The organism is Pyxidicoccus sp. MSG2, from assembly GCF_026626705.1.
Lineage (GTDB): Bacteria > Myxococcota > Myxococcia > Myxococcales > Myxococcaceae > Myxococcus.
In genome coordinates, this window is the sequence record NZ_JAPNKC010000001.1 from 1398127 (window position 1) to 1416523 (window position 18397).

12 protein-coding genes are annotated in these 18397 nt (G+C 71.6%); 6 read left to right on the forward strand and 6 right to left on the reverse strand.

The features are described 5' to 3' along the window. Positions 1-131: 131 nt before the first annotated feature. From OV427_RS05745 to OV427_RS05755, 3 genes are read right to left on the reverse strand one after another with little or no spacing between them, the layout of a single operon-like run. Positions 132-3047 carry an ATP-binding protein gene (locus OV427_RS05745; RefSeq protein WP_267855097.1) on the reverse strand — a complete coding sequence of 972 codons (2916 nt, stop codon included), beginning with the start codon at positions 3045-3047 and terminating at the stop codon, positions 132-134. Beyond that, on the reverse strand, positions 3044-3832 hold the full coding sequence (locus OV427_RS05750; RefSeq protein ID WP_267855098.1) for a methyltransferase domain-containing protein: 789 nt from the start codon (positions 3830-3832) through the stop codon (positions 3044-3046). The genes OV427_RS05745 and OV427_RS05750 overlap by 4 nt, the downstream gene beginning before the upstream one ends. Further along, on the reverse strand, positions 3829-6243 hold the full coding sequence (locus OV427_RS05755) for a hypothetical protein (protein WP_267855099.1): 2415 nt from the start codon (positions 6241-6243) through the stop codon (positions 3829-3831). The genes OV427_RS05750 and OV427_RS05755 overlap by 4 nt, the downstream gene beginning before the upstream one ends. Positions 6244-6601: 358 nt before the next feature. Between OV427_RS05755 and nadA the strand changes: the two genes are divergently transcribed. From nadA to OV427_RS05770, 3 genes are all read left to right on the forward strand, one after another. Then, on the forward strand, positions 6602-7534 hold the full coding sequence (gene nadA, locus OV427_RS05760; protein WP_267855100.1) for a quinolinate synthase NadA: 933 nt from the start codon (positions 6602-6604) through the stop codon (positions 7532-7534). Between the two features lie 82 nt (positions 7535-7616). Beyond that, positions 7617-8216, forward strand: a complete 600-nt coding sequence (locus OV427_RS05765) for a hypothetical protein (protein ID WP_267855101.1) — start codon at positions 7617-7619, stop codon at positions 8214-8216. A 68-nt stretch (positions 8217-8284) separates the two neighbouring features. After that, positions 8285-9097: a class I SAM-dependent methyltransferase gene (locus tag OV427_RS05770; protein ID WP_267855102.1), complete on the forward strand. Its 813-nt coding sequence runs from the start codon at positions 8285-8287 to the stop codon at positions 9095-9097. Here OV427_RS05770 and OV427_RS05775 read toward each other — a convergent pair. Then, entirely contained in the window at positions 9090-9527 is a 438-nt protein-coding gene (locus tag OV427_RS05775) for a metallothionein (protein ID WP_267855103.1), read from the reverse strand. The genes OV427_RS05770 and OV427_RS05775 overlap by 8 nt on opposite strands. Positions 9528-9698: 171 nt before the next feature. Between OV427_RS05775 and OV427_RS05780 the strand changes: the two genes are divergently transcribed. After that, positions 9699-11267, forward strand: coding sequence for a hypothetical protein (locus tag OV427_RS05780; protein WP_267855104.1), 1569 nt, complete (start codon positions 9699-9701; stop codon positions 11265-11267). A gap of 89 nt (positions 11268-11356) precedes the next feature. Further along, a complete protein-coding gene (locus OV427_RS05785) occupies positions 11357-12592 on the forward strand; it encodes a hypothetical protein (protein WP_267855105.1) in 1236 nt (411 codons plus the stop codon). A 24-nt stretch (positions 12593-12616) separates the two neighbouring features. On the opposite strand, the gene OV427_RS05790 is transcribed toward OV427_RS05785, so the two are convergent. Together OV427_RS05790 and OV427_RS05795 are read right to left on the reverse strand one after the other, a co-directional pair. Continuing rightward, complete coding sequence (locus OV427_RS05790; protein WP_267855106.1) at positions 12617-13363, reverse strand: hypothetical protein; 747 nt, start codon at positions 13361-13363, stop codon at positions 12617-12619. A 219-nt stretch (positions 13364-13582) separates the two neighbouring features. Further along, complete coding sequence (locus OV427_RS05795; RefSeq protein WP_267855107.1) at positions 13583-16057, reverse strand: serine/threonine-protein kinase; 2475 nt, start codon at positions 16055-16057, stop codon at positions 13583-13585. 405 nt (positions 16058-16462) lie between these two features. On the opposite strand from OV427_RS05795, the gene OV427_RS05800 reads away from it, so the two are divergent. Next, positions 16463-18337 (forward strand): hypothetical protein, encoded by a 1875-nt coding sequence (locus OV427_RS05800; protein ID WP_267855108.1) that lies wholly within the window; start codon positions 16463-16465, stop codon positions 18335-18337. Positions 18338-18397: the final 60 nt, after the last annotated feature.

An 18397-nucleotide genomic window follows, 5' to 3' on the forward strand; every position in this document is an offset into this window, starting at 1 on the left:
CGGAAAAGAGGCGTGACTGTAGCAGACACGCCGGCCGTGCCCAGGAGGACACCTGGGGACACGGAGAATTCCCTACTCACTGAATGGGCAACCCGACTGCCGGTCCGGGCAGGCGGGCGTTGGCGGCCGGCTCAGCCCAGGCGTCCGACGCGAGGCTCCGGGGCGGGCTCGGAGTGCCCGCTCGGAGCGACGGCCGGGGGACGCAGTGGCAGGCGGACCTCCACCTGGGTGCCCTCGCCGAGCGCGCTGGTGAGGGTGATGTGCCCGCCATGACGCAGGATGATGCGGCGGCTGAGCGCCAGGCCCAGGCCCGTGCCCTCCCCCGCCGCGCGGGTGGAGAAGAAGGGCTGGAAGAGGCGCTCCATGTCCTCCTTGCGGATGCCCACCCCGTCGTCGCTGATGGTGACCACCGCCTCGTCGCCGCGGCACACCGTGGCCACCTTCACGCGCCCGTGCTCGCCCACGGCCTTGAGGGCGTTGTCGAGCAGGTTGAGCCACACCTGGTTGAGGGTGCCCGGGTCTCCCAGCAGCATCTCCGTGCACTGGTAGGCGCGCTCCACCGTCACGCCGGAGGGCACCTTCCACGCCAGGACGCTCAGCGTGGACTCCAGCGACGCGTCCAGGGACAGCGCCACCGGCGTGTCGCTGGTGCGGGTGAAGGAGAGCAGGGACTCGGCCAGGTGGCGGATGCGCTGGCCGCACTCCTCCACCACCTCCAGCATGGCCTTGCCCAGGTCCGCTTCCGCGGGCCCGCCGGCCATCATGTCCTTGAGCGGCTGCAGCGCGTTCATCAGCCCGTTGAGCGGGTTGCGCACCTCGTGCGCGAAGCCGGAGGTGAGCAGACCGATGGCCGCCAGCCGCTCGTTCTCCGCCGCGCGCACCGCCGCCTCGCGCAGGCGCAACTGGGTTTCGATGCGGGCCAGCAATTCGCGCGGGCTGAAGGGCTTGCCCAGGTAGTCGTTGGCGCCGGTGCCCAGGGCCTCCACCTTCGCGGACACCTCCTGCCGCGCGGTGAGGAGGATGATGGGGATGTCCACCGTGCGCGAGTCGGCGCGCAGCGCCACCAGCATCTGCAGGCCGGAGAGCACGGGCATCATCACGTCGGACACGATGAGGTGCGGCCGCTCCGTCAGCGCGCGCTGCCGTCCCTCCTCGCCGTTGACGGCCTCCAGCACCTGGTAGTGCTGGGACAGCAGGCCGGTGACGAACCTGCGGATTTCGGCGTCGTCCTCCACCACCAGCACGCGGTGCGCATCGGGCCTGGGGCCCGCGTGGTCCCTCGCGGGCGCGGACGAGGAGACGGTGCCGGCCGGGCCACCCGTCTCCAGCGCGGGGAAGGCCCCGGAGGTGCGACGGTCCCGACGCACCGGAACGATGGCGTCCGCCCGGCGCCGCTCGCGCAAGTCCTCGCGGATGTGGGCGGAGCCCTTGGGCAGCCGGACGTGGAAGGTGGAGCCCTTGCCCAGCTCGCTCTTCACCGTGATTCCGCCCGAGTGCAGCTCCAGCGTCTCCTTCACCAGCGCCAGGCCAATGCCGGTGCCGCCGAAGCGCCGGGTGCCGCTGTTGTCCGCCTGGGCGAAGCGGTCGAAGATGACGGCGCAGTCCTGCTGGGAGATGCCCTGGCCGGTGTCCTCCACCTCGACGTGCACGTCCGTCGCGTCCTCGCTCACGCGCACCGTCACCCCGCCCTTCTGGGTGAACTTGAGCGCGTTGGACAGCAGGTTCTGGAAGACGATGTCGATGCGCTCGTGGTCCACCTGGACGGGCGTCAGCACCTGGCCCTCCAGCTTCAGCCACACGCCCTGCCGCTCCGCCATGGTGAAGAAGGGCGGCAGCACCGAGCTCAAGAAGCCGTGCAGCTCCAACGGCTGGTAGCGCAGCCGCGCCTTGCCGGACTCCAGCTGCGCCAGGTCGAGCAGGTTGTTGATGAGCCGCAACAGGCGCTGGGCGCTGCGCTCCATGGTGGACACGTGCTGCTCCACCACCGCCGGCAGCCCCTCCGCGCGCTTCTCCAGCGACTCCAGCGTCAGCAGGATGAGGGTGAGCGGCGTGCGCAGCTCATGGCTCACGTTGTCGAAGAACTCGCTCTTGAGCCGGTCCAGCTCCTGCTGCCGGGAGAGCGACAGCTCCAGCTTGGCGTTGGCCTCGGACAGCGCCTGGGTGCGCTCGGCGACGCGGTCTTCCAGTGCCACGTTGGCGCGGAAGATCTCCTCGTTGCGCCGCTGCAAGTCCTCCAGCGAGGTGCGCAGGCCCTGGTGCTGCTCGGACAGCAGCGCGTCCTTGCGCAGCAGGGCCCCGCGCGTGTCCAGCCACGTCCCCACGGCGACGCCCGCCATGCCCAGGGCGGTGACGGCGAACACGGGCGGCGCCAAGTCCAGCGCACCGCAGGCCAGGCCGCCCAGCATCCCCACCAGGCCGCCCGCGGCGAAGCGCCAGGCCAGGGGCGGCAGGTTCTGCCAATGGCACTCGTACTCGCAGCAGGGTGCCCCCTCTACCTGGCACTGGAGCTCCTTCACGTCCGCGAGGGGCAGGTTCCAGACGGTGGGGAACGCGGCGAGGTTGGCCTGGCGCGTGCGGCAGAGGTTGCGATTGCTCTCGCGGATGCGGCTGGAGTACTGCACCTTCACCCACGAGTCGGCCATCTGCAGGATGCGGAAGCCGCCCACGCGGTTGTAGGTGTGGTCCAGCTCCAGCGCGCGCTCGTAGACGCTGCGCGGGGTGGCCACCGCCCGCATCATGTAGAAGAGGAAGCCCACCGCCTCCGGGCTGGCGATGCGGCGGCCCGCCTTGGTGATGAAGTCCGGGTCCCCCGAGTCCCTGTCCAACACGTCGAAGAGGCGCTCGGTGAAGTCCAGCGAGACGAAGTTGGTGAGCGTCTCCACGTACTCCAGCGACAGCGGCAGTCCCTCGCGGCGCCAGACGCGCTGCAGCCGCTCGCGCCCGTACGTGCGCTCGTAGTGCAGCAGCAGGGCGCGAAACATCCTGACGCTGATCTCGGGCGTGTCGGGGGCCGGCGGTGCGGTCGCCAGGTCCGCGGGGACGGTCAACGCTTCACTCCTTCCGTGGTCAACACCATCGCATACTTGAGGGTGTCGGGGTCGTCCAGGAGGGCAAGGAAGCGCTGGCAGAAGGTGTCATAGGGCTGCGCGCCCCCGAAGAACCGCTCCGCCAGCGGGCGCAGGGTGCGGAAGCGGATGACCCAGTCCTCGTGCAGCCGCGCGTCCACCGGGCCCGCCGCCACGTAGAAGGGGGAGACATGCACGCGCAGGTCCGCCAGCCCCGCCTTGCGGAAGAGGTGGAACATCTTCCGCCCGGCGTGCAGGTCGAAGCGCGCCTCGCGCAGGGCCAGGAGCAGCTTCTGGCTCTCCTGTTCCAGGTCTTCCGGGTAAGGCCAGTTCCACAGCCCCACCCCGTCGATGTCGGCCACCACCACCCGGCCGCCGGGCTTCGCCACCCGCACCAGCTCCTCCAGCGCGGGCATCGGCTCGTGCAGGTACTCGAAGACGTACTGACACCAGACGTAGTCGAAGTGGCTGGAAGGCAGCTTCGTGTCCGGCAGCGCGCCCTGGAGCACCTCCACGTTGGGCCGCCCGGAGAGCAGCGCGCGCGCCGCCTCGAAGTGCGCGGCGAGCGGCTCCATGGCCACCACCCGGCCGGAAGGGCCCACCACGTCCAGCATCTCCGCGGTGATGATGCCCGGGCCGCAACCGGCGTCGAGCGCCACCTGCCCCGGCGAAAGTCCCGTCAGCCGCAGCCGGTCCGCATAGGAGTTGGCGCTCGCCTGGGCCCTCAGGCGCCGCACCTCCTCGTCCGACTGCATGAGGTAGCTCATGCCGCGATGTCCTTGTCGTCCAGTTTCACGGTGCCGCGGGGGTTGGCGGCGAGCCGCTCGAAGACGGCGAGCAGGTAGGCGTTCCAGTCGCGCACCAGCCGGCGGTGCGCGGTGAACTCCATCACCTTGCCGAGGTTGTGGAAGCCCAGGCCCTCCAGCGCGGACAGGTCCGCGTCCGTGGCCAGGCACTCCGCGGTGGAGCGGCCGCGCCGGGCCGAGTCCGCCACCGCGTGCGTCACCAGGGCGCGGCGCACCGCGTCCGCCTCCTGGGCGTCCTTCTCCACCATGACGAGCGAGAAGGCGTTGTACCACTCGGCCCAGAAGAGGCCCGGGGTGGAGTCCTCCATGAGGACGAAGCCCTGGGGGCCCTCGCGGCCCTCCACCATGGCGATGGTGCGCGAGCGGCGCAGGCCCGCGTCGTTGTAGCGGCCGCCGAGCGTGCCCAGCGACATCTCCCCCTCCACCAGGTCCGAGCTGCGCAGGCGGACCACGTCCTCCGTCTCGCGCAGGTGCTGCTCCAGCCAGCGCAAATCGGACGTCTCCGCCGGGCGCACGCGCAAATCCTCGCGCGGCGGCGGCAGCGCCGCGTCCACCGGCAGGCGGCAGGGGGTGAAGGCGTACAGGCTGCTCAGGCCCGGGCGCTCCAGGCGGCTGGCGATGGCCCCGTAGATGCGCGACGTCCACCGGTTGCGGCAGCGCCAGAGGGCGCGCAGGTACTCCACGTCCTCCAGGCTCTCCGCGTAGTCGGCCGCCAGCGCCACCAGTTCCTGGGAGATGGACTCGTGGCGGTGGTAGCCCGGCCGCACCACCAGGTGCTGCGACAGCCACGTCTTCGAGTAGATGCGCAGGCCGGAGATGTGGCCGTAGAGCCGGCCTTCGCGCTGGTAGACGATGGCCTTGGACAGGCCATGGGCGCCGTTGCCCAGCGCCTTGTGGGCCGACAGCAGCGCCTCCTGCGGCGGACCGTCATGGTACGGGTAGTCCGGGAAGCGCACCTCAGCCGCGCGGAACAAATCCCAGATGTCGGGGAAGTCCAGCTCGGAGCCGTCGCGCGCGTCCGGGCAGCGCGCCTGGATGAAGGCGTCCAGGATGGCGGTGCGTGCCTCCGGGGCCAGCTCGAGGATGCGCACACCGCAGCGGCGGGGGCGGCCCATGCCGCCATTCTCGTCGCTGATGGTGAGCTGCCCGGTGTCCTGCACCTGGGCGCGGCAGCGTGAGCGCGTGCCGTCCGGCAGGTGCAGCGTCACCTCGTCCAGCACCAGCCCGGGCGGAAACACCTCGTGGCCGGCGTCGAAGGGGAAGGCGAAGCCGCCGGTGTGCAAATCCAGCAGCGGCCGGTAGAGCGACTCCCCGGTGAAGGGGGAGTCGAAGGACACGGCGAAGGGTCTCTCAGCGGTCGAACGGAAGCGCAGGCTGTTGCGGCGGTGATGAAGGCTCAGGGAGCGCGGCAGGGCCACCTCCACCTGGTGCTCCTCCACCGCCAGCACGGCCGTGGTGCCCACGTGGCAGACGCCGCCGAAGTCCAGGCACAGCTGCACCACGTCACCGGGGTGGAACAGCCCGCCGGGCCGCGTCTGCTCGCGCAGCACCAGCCGCGACGCCTCCGGGTGCACCTCCGCGCTGACGAAGTCCACCAGCCGGTTGCCCTCGTGCGTGCGCAGGCCGAAGCCCACGCCCGCGCGCACCGCGCGGCGCAAGAGGCCGCGGATGCGCACCGCGTCCTGGAGCAGCGGCGTGGGCGTGGTGCGCGTGTGCTCCATGGGTTTCTCCAGGGACACGCCCAGCTGGAAGCCGCCGCCCTCCTGCGCGCGCAGCGGGCGCACCATGCGCACCGTGGCATGGCCGGCGCGCAGCACCAGCGCATTGCTCCGGAACACCTGGAGGCCCTCCAGCTCCGTACCCGGCGTCAGCCGCTCAATCCGGACGCTGGGCTCCAGGCGCAGGCCGAGGCCGCCGGTGCCCACGTCGAGCAGCTCGGCGCGGAAGGCGGTGCCGTCCGCCACGAAGCGCGCCTCCAGGGTGCCCTGCGGCACGCGGCGCTCGGACTCGCGCAGCTCCAGCAGCTCCAGCACCGAGCGGCGCAGCGCGGGCGAGGGCTCGTCGTCGAGGGTGAAGAACATGTGACCCGCGGCCGCCACGTCCACGAGGCTGTGGTGCGTGCGGACGTTGTCCCGGGGACACAGCACGGCGCGGATGGCGCGGGGCGCATGGCGCTCCAAATCCTTCAGCAGCCGGGGGAAGGGGTCCGGATGGGTGAGCACCAGCACGGGGGTGCCCTTCTTGAGGAATTCGACCGCTTCCTCGCGGTTGGAGGCCTCGAGAATCTCGTAGCCCGCCAGCACGGACCGAAGCTGCGTACGACGCTCCGCCTCCGGGTGCACGACCAGCACTGCGCGCGTCGTCACGGTCATATGTCCTCCTCCACCGGGCGTCATCAGACTGTCTTCCGGAAAAAACCGACCTCTCAGGTTCAGGGATGAGAATTGCTGACTAAGACTCCGTCGGGATCCCCGAAGGCGTCCGTCTCACATCCCCCGCTTTCCGAAAGCCCCAGTCGCAGTGGCGTGAAGCCCATGCGATGCGTCCGGCTCAGGCGGCCATCTTAGCGAACCTCGCAGGGAAGGGAGTGCCCTGCATGAGGACAGGGGCGATGTTCGATAAGGGCCGGCAGCCTGAGTCACGACCGCCCGGCCTTCTGGGGAGTGGGGTAAACCGCACCCTGGCCTGCCTTCGCGGACCCGGTTAAATGTCGGTTCCAGGGAGGTGCCCATGGGCGCCGAGGTGGATTACGCGAGGGAAATCCAGGAGTTCAAGCGTTCCATGAACGCCGTCATCCTGGCGCATTACTACCAGGAGAGTGAGGTCCAGGACCTGGCGGACTTCGTGGGGGACAGCCTCGCGTTGGCGCAGGCGGCCGCGACGACGAAGGCGGACGTCATCGTCTTCTGCGGCGTGCACTTCATGGCGGAGACGGCGAAAATCCTCAACCCGTCGCGTCAGGTGCTGCTGCCGGACCTCAAGGCCGGCTGCTCACTGTCCGACCGGTGCCCGCCGGCGGCCTTCAAGGCCTTCAAGGACAAGCACCCGGGCGCCTTCGTGGTGAGCTACGTGAACAGCTCCGCCGCGGTGAAGGCGATGAGCGACGTCATCTGCACGTCCTCCAACGCGGTGAAAATCGTCAACCACGTGCCGAAAGACAGGCAGGTGCTCTTCGCCCCGGACCAGCACCTGGGGCGCTACGTGATGAAACAGACCGGTCGCGACATGGTGCTGTGGCCGGGCAGCTGCATCGTCCACGAAATCTTCAGTGAGAAGAAGCTGGTGCAGCTGAAGGTGGAGCACCCGGAGGCCGAAGTCGTGGCGCATCCGGAATGCGAGGCGGCGGTGCTGCGGCACGCGGACTTCATCGGGTCCACCAAGGGGCTGTTGGACCACGTGCTGAAGAGCCCGAAGGAGAAGTTCATCGTGGTGACGGAGGCGGGCATCCTCCACCAGATGAAGAAGGGGGCGCCGCACAAGACGTTCATCCCCGCCCCGCCGGACAATGGCTGTGCGTGCAACGAGTGCCCGTACATGCGGCTCAACACGCTGGAGAAGCTGTGGCGCTGCATGAAGGACCGGACGCCGGAGCTGGTGATGCCGGAGGACCTGCGCGAGGCCGCGCGGGCGCCACTGCAGCGCATGCTGGAGTGGTCGGTTTAAGGGCGGGCAGGAGAACTCGCGGCAGCGGACATTTGCCAACTCGCGCCTTGCGCCGGAAACGGCAGGGTGCAATGGAGCAGGCGTGGCCTTCCGATTCCTCGCAGTCCCCGCGCACCGTCTGGTGAACTACCCCCAGTCGCTGCCGGACGATGAGCGCCTCGAGCCGGAGCTGCCTCCGGTGCACGAGGCCGTGGAGCGCGCCCTGACGGGCGCCGAGTTCCGGGACGTGCGCGCCCGCGACAGGATGCGCGCCCTCTTGCAGGGGGACCGCCCCCCCACGCTGGGCGCCCCCGAGGCGGGCTTCGGCCCGTCCGCCATCTTCGCGCAGCCGCCGGGTGACCTGCCGGCGCTGCTGCGGCTGGCGGACGAGCTGGAGAACCTGGCGAAGCGAGAGGCCGGCGAGCGCGCCCTGGTGTGGAAGTGCACCGAGTGCGGGGCCCGCTACGCGGTGCCGGTGGCGTTGGTGCGCCAGGTGTCCATCCGCTGCGAGCGGTGCGGCAACCCGGTGGAGCTGACGTCCCCGCGCAGCCTGGGTGAGGAGGCGCTCATCGACCCGTTCCTGGGCGCGGTGAACCACAGCCGGCGCGAGCTGGCGGCCTTCTTCCGCGAGGCCATGGCGCGCGGCTGGCCGGTGCTGGTGGCCGAGGACAAGCGCGTCACGCGCAATCCGCCGTCGGCCTGAAGCGCCGGGCGTGCCCCGGGTGAAAGCGGTTCTCGTGTGGGGCCGGGGGCGGTAGCCTCGCCGGCTCCATGCGGCGCGCGCTCGTTCCCCTCCTGCGATGTCCCCGGTGCCGGCGTGGCGCTCTCCAGCCGGAGGCGGACGCCGCGGTGCTGCTCTTCGGCCCGCTGCGCTGCGGCGAGTGCCGCGCGACGTACCCCGTGGCCGAGGGCGTGGCGGACCTCGTGGTGGAGCACTCCGCCGCGGGCACGGTGCAGCGCGGCCTGGAGAACCGCTGGGTGGCGCGCTCGTACGAGCGCTATGTGCGCCCCGTCCTGGAGCGCGCCCTCACCCGCCAGGAGCTGGACCGCGACAGCGAGTACCTCCTCTACCGCAGCCTGCTGGGCCGGCCGGAGGCGCCGGTGCTGGACGTGGGCTGTGGCACGGGACTGTTGGCGCGGCGGCTGGCGCGCGAGCCGGACTTCCCCGCCGTGGCGGCGATGGACGTGTCCCGCGCCATGCTGGAGGAAGGCGTGGCCCAGGCGCGCGAGGCCGGCGCCACGGTGGACTTCCTCCGCGCCGAGGCCCCGCACCTCCCCTTCCAGGACGGTGCGCTGGGGGCGGTGCTGATGGCCGGCTCGCTGCACTTCGTGGCGGACCTGGGCCGGATGATGCTGGAGGTGGCGCGGGTGCTGCGCCCCGGCGGCCGCTGGGTGGCCAGCACCTACGTGCCCCCGGGCGCGGCCGCGGCGCTCGTGCACCGGCGGCTGGGACTGCATCCGCGCGGCGAGGCCATGCTGCGTGCGGAGGCGTCCGCGGCGGGGCTGGTGCGCTTCGAGCGCGTGGCCCTGCCGCCGCTGCTGGTGCTCAAGGCGGAGAAGGGCTCCGCCGAGTCACTCAGATGAAGATGCCGGCGGAGGCGTCGTAGCGCGCCTCCTGGAGCTTCAGTTCGGCGGGACGGCCGCGCAGCGCGTCCATCACCTGGTGCCTGGGCTTCTGGCACTTGGCGCAGTTGCACGAGCCCTTCTTGCAGGTGCAGTCCGCCTTGCTGCCGCAGTCGCACTTGCCGGCGATGAGCGAGTCCAGCGCGTCCAGCGGGCGCTCCACCTCGCCGCGCGCGGGCGACGGCTTCGCGTCCACCGCGCCGGCCTCGTCGGCCTTCTTCGCGTCGGACTGGGAGGCGTCCGCCTTCTTCGCGTCGGCCTTGGCGGCCTCGGCCTTCTTCGCTTCCGCGGCGGCCCGAGCGTGGGCCTCGCAGGCGTGCGCCGAGCCCGGCGCCAGCAGCAGCCCTCCGGCCATCAGCCCCGCGGCCACCAGCGTCGCGATGCGCGTCATGTCCGTTCTCCTTCGGGATACCGCCACGGCACCCACTCGCCGCGCTCATACCGCAGCCCCCGCCCCCTGCCAAGGATGATGGCCGCACCTTTGTCTACCTCTGAAGCCTGGCCGACTGCTCCACGGGTTGCTCGCGGGGGCCGGAAGCGGCGCGTACAGTCCGCGCCCTCCGTGACGAACCGAACCGAACGACTCGTCTACGCCGCGGCCCTGGTGCTGGGCGCCCTGCCCCTCTGGGCGTCGCGCTACCTGCCCATGGCGGACCTGCCGCAGCACCTGTACCTCATCTCCGTCCTGCACCGGCTGGATGACCCCACCACGCTGTACCCGCAGCTGTTCGCCGCGCGGCACGCGCTGACGCCGTACCTCGGTTACTACTACCTCGTCAGCGCCCTCAACTGGCTGCTCCCGCTGGAGACCGCCAACCGCGTCTTCCTCACCGCCTACGTGGTGGGGCTGCCTCTGGGCCTGGGCTTCCTCTTGCGCAGCCTGGGCCGGCCGATGTGGCCCTCGCTGCTGGCCCTGCCCTTCGCGTACGGCGACAGCTTCGGCTGGGGCTTCGTCAACTACTGCGCGGCGCTGCCGCTGACGCTGCTGTGCTGTGGCCTCTTCGTGCGCGCGCTGGAGGACGCACCCCGCCGCCGCGCATGGGCCGTGGGGCTGGCCGTGTGCCTGGTGGCGGTGCTGCTCTTCCACGTGCAGGCCTTCGGATTCCTCGCCTTCGGGCTGCCGTGGCTGCTCGTCACCACGGCGGTGCCGGAGGACGCCACCGCGAAGGGCGTGGCCGCGCGGCTCAGGCCCCGCGTGCCGGCGCTCGTGGGCGTGGTGCCCGGCGTGGCGCTCTTCCTGGGCTGGGTGGTGCTGCGCTTCGGCGAGCCGCCGGACATCCAGCCCGGGGTGCCCTGGAAGGCGTGGGGGCCCACCTTCTCGCCGCAGAACCTGGCGTGGAAGAGCTTCGAGCAGAACCGGGCCGAGTTCTTCGACGTGCTGGCCAACACCTTCCGGGACGGCTCGGACCGGTGGGCGCTGTACGCCGTGGGCGCGGTGGCGCTGGCCGGGTGGCTGGCGGGCCTCATGCGGCCGGAGCGCCCGGCGACGCGAGGGCCGGTGGCCGGGGCGCGGCTGTTGGGGCTGGGCGTGCTGGCGCTCGCGCTCTACTTCCTGCTGCCCTTCGACATCCGCGGCTACGTCTACTACCTCAACACGCGCTACTCGCACCTGGCCGCGGCGCTGCTGGTGGTCACCATGCCCGCCACCGTCCAGGCCTGGCGGCGCCCCCTGGGGATGGCGGCCGCGGCGTGCGCGCTGGTGCTGGCCTTCGTGATGACGAGCGGCTACCGCGCCTTCTCGCGCGAGGCCGCCGCCGAGTGGGAGCCGCTGGTCGCCGCCACCGCGCCGAGGCCGCGCGTGATGGGGCTCATCTTCGACACCCAGTCGCGCGTGGTGCGCTTCCCCGTCTTCATCCACGGCGCCGCCGTGCTGGCCCGCGCGCGCGGCGGCGTGCCCAACTTCACCTTCGCCTCCACGCCCCACTCGCCCCTGCGCTACCCCGGCGAGGTGCCTCCCACCTTCCCCTCCGAGTGGAATCCGCAGCAACTGGACTACGCCACGCAGGGCGTCTGGTACGACCACTTCCTCGTGCGCGGCGTGCACCCCTCGCGCGTGTTCGGCGAGCGGCTCCAGTCGGAATTGGTGGTGGTGGCCGAGTCCGGGCGGAGCTGGCTGGTGCGCCGCCGCTGAAGCACACGGGGCACGAGTGTGGGCCAGTGGGCTCACGTCCCTCACGTCGCGTGCCCCGCACCGTGCCGCGTGCAGTAGAAGGCGCGGGCATGAGCCCCACCGAGCCCCGCCCCCTGCTGGACGCGCTGCGCGCCGGCACCCCGCTGCCCGCCTTTCCCGCCGATGCGGTGGAGTCCGCCCGGGCGCTCGCGCGGGACGTGCGCGCGGCCACGCCCGCCGCCGTGGAGCCCCTGCCGGAAGCCCTTGCCGCCGCCGTGCTGGAGGCCGCCGTGCTGGAGGGCCTGCCCGCCCTGCCCGAGGCCCTGTCCGCCTCGTCGGTGAAGCCCCTGGCCAAGGCGGCGAAGAAGGCGCTGTACCGGCTGCGCTCACGCGGCGTCGCAGTGGCCGAGGCCCCGCGCCCCAGCGCCCCGGAGGCCCCTCGCGCCGCCGCGCCCGCGCCGGACGCCCTGCCGGCGATGGCCTCCACCATCACCAACGCGGGCGAGCGGGCGCTCGTCATGGGCCGCGTGCTGCGCGGCGGCGGCGTGGAGATGGTGCAGGCCCTCGTCTCCGACGTGGAGGGCGTGATGGAGCTGCGCGTGGGCGAGAAGAGCCGGGGCAACTTCCGGCGCCTGCTCAAGGAGGGCCTGGCGCAGGGCGGCACGGTGGAGGTGCCCCAGCACGAGGCCGCCCTCCTGCTCGCCGAGGCCGCCGGCACCAACCTCCGCGCGCGCACGCCCTTCCCGCCCGACCTGGACCTGGCGCTGCGCCACTTCGGCGTGCAGCCCCAGACGGAGCCCACCGCCCTGCCCCCGCCCGAGCCCGAGGACGTGCGCCGCGTCCTGGAAGGCGACCTGCTCCACGCGACGCCGGAAATGGCCTCGTGGCTGCCCCCGGAGCCCGAGGTGAAGCGGCTCCTGCAGAAGCTGGACGAGGTGATGCACAGCCCGCTGGCCCTCAGCGACGTGCAGCGCCAGGAGCAACTCCAGGCGGCGGTGCGCACCGTGGCCCGCGACTTCTTCGCCACCCCGGAGGCCCGCCAGCGTTACGCCCTGCGGCTGTGGCGGATGGCCGACTTCTTCGAGCGCACCACCCGCCCGCATGAGGCGGAGGTGGCCCGGGGCGAGGCCCGCCGCCTCTTCCACGGCGCCGAGGAGCCCTTCTCGCGCTTCGTGGAGCGGCTCTTCGAGAAGGTGCTCGCCCTCGTGGCCGCCGCCGGCGCCCGCGCCGAGGCCCAGGGGGCCGCGACGACCCAGCCCCCAGGTACGAATCCGAAGGAGGCCCCCGCGGCCGCGCCCGCCCCCAGTCTGGAGCGGCGCAGCCCCGGCGGCCTCATCCTCCCCTGAGGCGCGGGGAGGAGGTACGCCCGCTCACAGCGAGGTGACGCGGGCGCGCAGCAGCAGGTCCAGGTTCTCCCGCTCCCAGGCCTGGGCGCGCGAGAAGTCATGGAAGCGCTTCTCGTGCTCCATCATCTCGGGCGGGTGGATGCAGCGCCGGCCGTCCTCGCCCCGCCGCGTCCGGTACACGTGGTGGAGCATCTCGTGGAAGACAATCCACTCCACGAAGTAGCGGGGCACCATCGGCTGGTCCAACGCCGGGTGGATGCGGATGACCTTCGAGTCCGCCGAGTACGAGCCCATCTTGATGCTCTTGCGCGGCCCCTTCACCCGCGGCGCCGGGCCGTAGGTGATCGCCGCGTCGATGCGGCTGCTGAAGTAGCGCTCGTTGAGCCGGGCGAAGATGCGCTCCAAATCATGGTGCTGGCCCTCCGGCTCCAGGCGGATGCGCTTGCGCATCTGCGCCGGGGACAACCGGCGGATGTAGGCGCGATTGCGCTCGATGTAGCGGTCCAACATCACGCTCGCATCCGGGTCGCCCTTGCGCACGAAGCCGGCGAGCGCCTGCACCACGTCATCCGGAGCGGCGAGGAACATGTGGTGCAGCCGCAGCCGCCACATCGAGCGCTGGCGCTGGAACGTCAGCATGGTGTGCGTGTTGTCGTGGATCTCCAACGCGACCTTCGCGCGCAACCGCGTGCGTAGGCGGCGTTCGAGTACGCGCCGCCACACCTTGAGGAGCCTGTTGGGCTCCGGTGCGACGGGAAGCTGCCGGGCCACCCGGCCGGCCGTGTAACTCCTCTTCGTGACTACGCTTTTCTGACTCTTCGGGCGCGCCATAAGGGTCACGGATTCTACGGACCCGTCTGACATGTATCAATGCGCTCAGAATGATGAAAACCTAGGAATTCCAACGACTTAAGGACACTCAAGCCCACCCGGTCCCACTTGTCCGCCCCGGGGGGAGGATGCCGCATACGGGCCAAGTGCCCGACACGACTAGCGGCGGCCCCGGCACGGAACCGGGAGGACCAGCGGCCCCTCGCCCGCCGCCTCTATAAGGTAGGGCTTTGTACCCCTGGGAGCCCGACGTCCCGGGCAGGCGTAGCGCACCTTGAGGGCGCCGGGCGGCAGGGAGATGACCTTGTTGACGGGCAGCCGCTCGCCCCCCTCCTGTCGCAGGACGGTGCGGGCCGGCGCCTCGAAGCGCACCGCCACGAGGGCGGGCTCCGGCGCGGGCTCGGGCGTGCCCGCGTCGGCGGTGGCGACGGCGGGCTCGGGCTCCTGCGCGTCGTCACCGGTGGGCGCCACGCTCTCGCTGCCCGCGTCCGCCACCAGCGCCTTCACGCTCACCTCGTCACCTCCCGGCGAGGGCGTCTCCACGACAGGCTTCGGAGGCGCGGGCACGGGCGGCGTCGCGGCGGGCTTCGGATTCGCGGGCTGCTGCAGGACGGTGGCGGAGAGGTCGGGCTGCGTCACCGCCGCCTGGGGCGCGCGCAGGGCCCAGACGACTCCGGCGCCGAGCGCGAGCAGCAGCGCGCCGCCACCGGCCACCAGCAGGGCCACGGAGAAGCCGCGCCGCGGGAGGTTCGCCTTCGTGTTCGCGTACAGCTCCCCCGAATCGTCGAGGTCGCCCGCGTAGCTGTCGTAGCCCGCGGTGGACTCGTCGTCGTCCGGGTCCGGCCGCAGCGTGGGCGTCGGGTCCGTGAACTCCACCGTGGACATGCCCGAATCGGTGGGGAAGTAGTCGTCCTCCTCGTCCGGTGCGGCCAGCCGCGACGCCGCCAGGCCGGGGCGCGACGCGGCCCGCTGATTCACCGTGGCCGGGGTGATGGAGACGGACTGCGACGCCTCCGCGTCCACCGTCGAGGGACGGCGCGGCGCCGAGGGAGGCGTGACGGAGACGGACTCCTCCTCGTTCGGGCGGGGCGTGCGGCGGGGCGGCGCCGTCACCGGGGCCGGCGGCGGCGAGACGCGGCGCGAGCGCGGCCCCTCGGAGAGGTTGGAGGGACGCGGCGGCGGCGGCGGTGGCTCGGCCTGAGCGCCGGAGCGGCGCGTGGGCACCGGCGGCGCGGAGGGCGTGCGGGGGCGCTCGTCGCCACGAGCGCGGCCGCGCTGCGGCACCGTGTGCTCGGCGTCCTCGGCGTCCTCCCACGCCAGCTCCGCCGCCACCTCGGCCGCGAGCTGGTTGCCGCTGGGCGCGGTGTTGATGGCGGTGGACACGTCCGCGGTGTCCTCGTCATCCCGGCCGCCGGTGGGCAGGTCGCGTGGGCGCGCCATCTGCGTCGCGGGCTCCGGCTCGTCGCCGTAGGCGGGCACCGGCAGCGAGTCACCCGAGGCGCGGCGCAGGGGCCGGGCGGTGAGGCCCGGCGTGAGCAACGAGGGCGCTTCCGAGGCGGGCGTGGTGGTGGACAGCGTGGGGGCGGTGCTCTCCAGGAGGGAGGGGCGCTCCAGCGGCTCGGGCACCGGCGGCCGCGTGGCCGGCAGCGGCACGGTGGCGTCGCGGCGCCCGGCGCCACGCGCCACGGGGATGTGGAGGACGGTGCGCTCCTCCTCCGCGCCCAGCAGCCGGGCGATGTAGTCCGACACGTCCAGGCTCTGCCGCAGCACGCCCGAGTCGAGGAAGGACTCCAGGTCCGCGCGCACCGCCGAGGCCCGCTGGTAGCGCTGCCCCCGGTCCTTGGTGAGGCAGCGCATGATGATGCGCGACAGCGCCTCCGGGTAGTCGTCGCGCAGCAGGTGCGGCGGAGGCGGGTCCTCGTAGCGGATGGCGTAGAGGATGCCCTCGGTGGTGGGCTTGGAGAAGGGCTGCCGGCCGGTGGTGATTTCGTACAGCATGGTGCCCAGCGCGAAGATGTCCGCGCGGTGGTCCAGCCGCTCCTGCGACACCTGCTCCGGCGCCAGGTAGAGGAACTTGCCCTTGATGACGCCCGGCTTGCTGCGCTCCATGAAGGCGCCGGCCTTGGCGATGCCGAAGTCGACGAGTTTGATGCGCCCGTCGTAGGCAATCATCACGTTCTGCGGGCTGACGTCCCGGTGGATGAGCTCCAGCGGGCGCCCGTCCACGCCCCGGCTGTGGTGCGCGTAGTCCAGGCCCCCCGCCACGCCCGCGCAGATGCGCGCCGCCACGCCGTAGGGCACCGTGGCGCCGTACTTGGCCTCCTCGGAGACCACGCGCCGCAGGTCCACGCCCTCCACGTACTCCATGGCGATGAAGATGCTGTCGTTCCAGTTCCCCAGCTCGAACACCTGCACGATGTTGGGGTGGTGCAGCTGCGCGGCGATGCGCGCCTCGTCCAGGAACATCTGGACGAACTCCGGCTCCTCCGACAGGTACGGGAGGATCCGCTTCAACACCACCAGCTCCGGGTCCGGCGGACGCTGCGCCAGGAACAGCTCCGCCATGCCTCCCACGGCGAGCCGCTTGATCAGCAGGTAGTTTCCGAACGGGATGGCCGTCTGGGGCGAGCTCACGGAAGGCAACGCAGTCTGTCTGGAGGTGGGTGAGGCGTACTTTTCCTGAGCTTACCCACAATCACAGGGTTGGCGAAGCCAGCGACCCCACCTGCTTCGGTGGGTACCTGACAGGACCGGACAATCAGAAAATGAAGCCGCCCTTCCCAGGACTAGCGAGTGGCGGCGGATCATCCACCGGTGCAAGGAATCACGCCCGCATCCCGAAAAGCAGTCCCCGGAGCCGCCGTCGGGTGTGCTGCGGATTCCGCATCCACGCGTGAAGCGTGCGGGAACACGGGCCTTCTCCTAGAGGGAAATCAAGGGATTGTGACGGCTCCGTTTCCAACGGATCCGTCATTGGACGCCCCCCCGGGCTGCGGTGTAAGAGCGGGACCACCTAACGCATCCTGGAGGCATGACCCAATGGTATTTCGCAATGGGCGGTTGGTGCTGGTGGCTGGTCTCACCGCGCTCGCCGCGGTGGCCTGCTCTGACCGTGACAACGAGTGTGACACCAACGTTGACTGTGCCACCGGCCAGGTCTGCACGGCGAATGTCTGCGTGAGCCCGACCCCGGTGGATGCCGGGACGGATGCCGGGACGGATGCCGGCACCGACGCGGGCACGGATGCCGGGCCGTCGAATACGGACATCCCCGCGGACCTGACCAGCCCCGAGAACACGCAGATCTCGGCGTTCATCGCGGCGACCGCGAACACCAACGGCACCCCGACCCCGGTGAGCCCGCCGCTGGCCATCACCAACGTGTTCGTCACGTACGTCGCGCCCGCGGTCGGCTCCACGCCGGCGGCCTTCTACGTGCAGGCGACCGCGCCGGGCCCCTCCTTCGCGGTGAAGCTGGACGCCGCCGCCCAGACGCCCGCGCTCGTGGTGGGTGACAAGATCTCCTTCAACGTGACGGAGAAGACCCTCTTCAACGGCCTCAACCAGGCGAGCGCCATCACCGGCCTCACCCGCGTGAGCCAGGGCGCCCCGGTGCAGAACCTGGTGGATGCCGGCACCCCGGGCCTCACCGTGGACATCAGCAGCCGCACGGACGTGAAGAGCGCCGCGGCGCTCGCGGCCTACGAGTCGGACCTCGTGCAGGTGCGCGGCACGGTGGCTGGCGCTCCCACCGCCTCGGGCAGCAGCTTCACCACCTTCACCTTCACCACCGAGGGCTCGCCCACGCCGGCGAGCAGCTTCATCCTGCGCATCCCCAACACCGTGGTGGCGACCTCCGGCATCGCCCAGCTGTGCAACTTCACCGCGGTGGCCGTGCCCTACGCCCGCTTCGGCACCACGGCGCAGATCTCCCCGTTCCGCGCCAGCGACCTCATCACGGCCTGCCCCGTCACCGTGTCGGGCGCGCGCTCGGTGGGCCCGACCACGGCGGAGGTGCTCTTCAACGTGAACGTGGACGCGGCCACCGTGGCGGCCGAAGACTTCACCATCACCCCGGCGCTCGCCATCAGTGCGGTGGAAGTCACGGGCAAACAGGTGAAGCTCACCACCGCGGCCCAGACCGAGGGCACGCGCTACAGCGTGACGGCGGCGGGCCTGAGCGGCACCAACGGAGCTCCCGTGAGCACCACTGCGGCGACGGCCATCTTCTGGGGCGCCGGCGACGCGCCGCCCACCGGCCTGCTCATCAACGAGGTGGAGTCTGACAACGTCGCGGCCACGGCCGGCGCCGTGGATGACAAGGAGTTCATCGAGCTCATCAACAACACCGACGCGCCCGTGCACGTGGGCAACATGGTGGTGGTCCTCGTCAACGCGACCCCCAGCGGCAGCCCTCCCACCGCGCCCTCCGCCAACCGCCAGGAGTACCGCCGCTTCGAGCTGTCCTCCGTGACGGATGGCACCACCGCCACCGACACGCTCGCCCCCGGCGCGGTGCTCGTCCTCGGTCCCGCCACCGTGACGAGCTCGCTGCCCGCGGGCACCCTGCGCGTCACCATCACCAACCCGCTCACGGACATCATCCAGAACGGCGCGGACGACTCGGTCGGCCTGCTCTACTACCCCACCGGCGTGCTGACCGACGCGCTCTGGTACGAGGCCTCCAAGGATGCCGCCGCCCCCACCGTCTTCACCGGGACCATCGCGACGGGTGCGGGTGACAAGGAGCTCTCCTTCGCCGAGGGCACCCCGACCGACCTCTTCGAGAGCAACTCCAACGACGTGTCCTTCCAGCGCAAGGTGAACCCCGACGTGGCCGGCACGGTGCTGGACACGAACAACAACAAGGCCGACTTCGAGGTCGCGCTGCCCACCCCGGGCGTCAAGCGCTAGTCGCGGACGACGTCTGAAGTACCGGGCCGCAGCCTCCCATCGGGGGCTGCGGCCTTCGTC

Bases quoted from the DNA above. Each gene is read 5' to 3' on its own strand.
- OV427_RS05750 (WP_267855098.1), bottom strand. From the start codon at position 3,832: ATGAGCTACCTCATGCAGTCGGACGAGGAGGTGCGGCGCCTGAGGGCC.
- OV427_RS05775 (WP_267855103.1), bottom strand. From the start codon at position 9,527: ATGACGCGCATCGCGACGCTGGTGGCCGCGGGGCTGATGGCCGGAGGG.
- nadA (WP_267855100.1), top strand. From the start codon at position 6,602: ATGGGCGCCGAGGTGGATTACGCGAGGGAAATCCAGGAGTTCAAGCGT.
- OV427_RS05770 (WP_267855102.1), top strand. From the start codon at position 8,285: ATGCGGCGCGCGCTCGTTCCCCTCCTGCGATGTCCCCGGTGCCGGCGT.
- OV427_RS05800 (WP_267855108.1), top strand. From the start codon at position 16,463: ATGGTATTTCGCAATGGGCGGTTGGTGCTGGTGGCTGGTCTCACCGCG.
- OV427_RS05785 (WP_267855105.1), top strand. From the start codon at position 11,357: ATGAGCCCCACCGAGCCCCGCCCCCTGCTGGACGCGCTGCGCGCCGGC.
- OV427_RS05755 (WP_267855099.1), bottom strand. From the start codon at position 6,243: ATGACCGTGACGACGCGCGCAGTGCTGGTCGTGCACCCGGAGGCGGAG.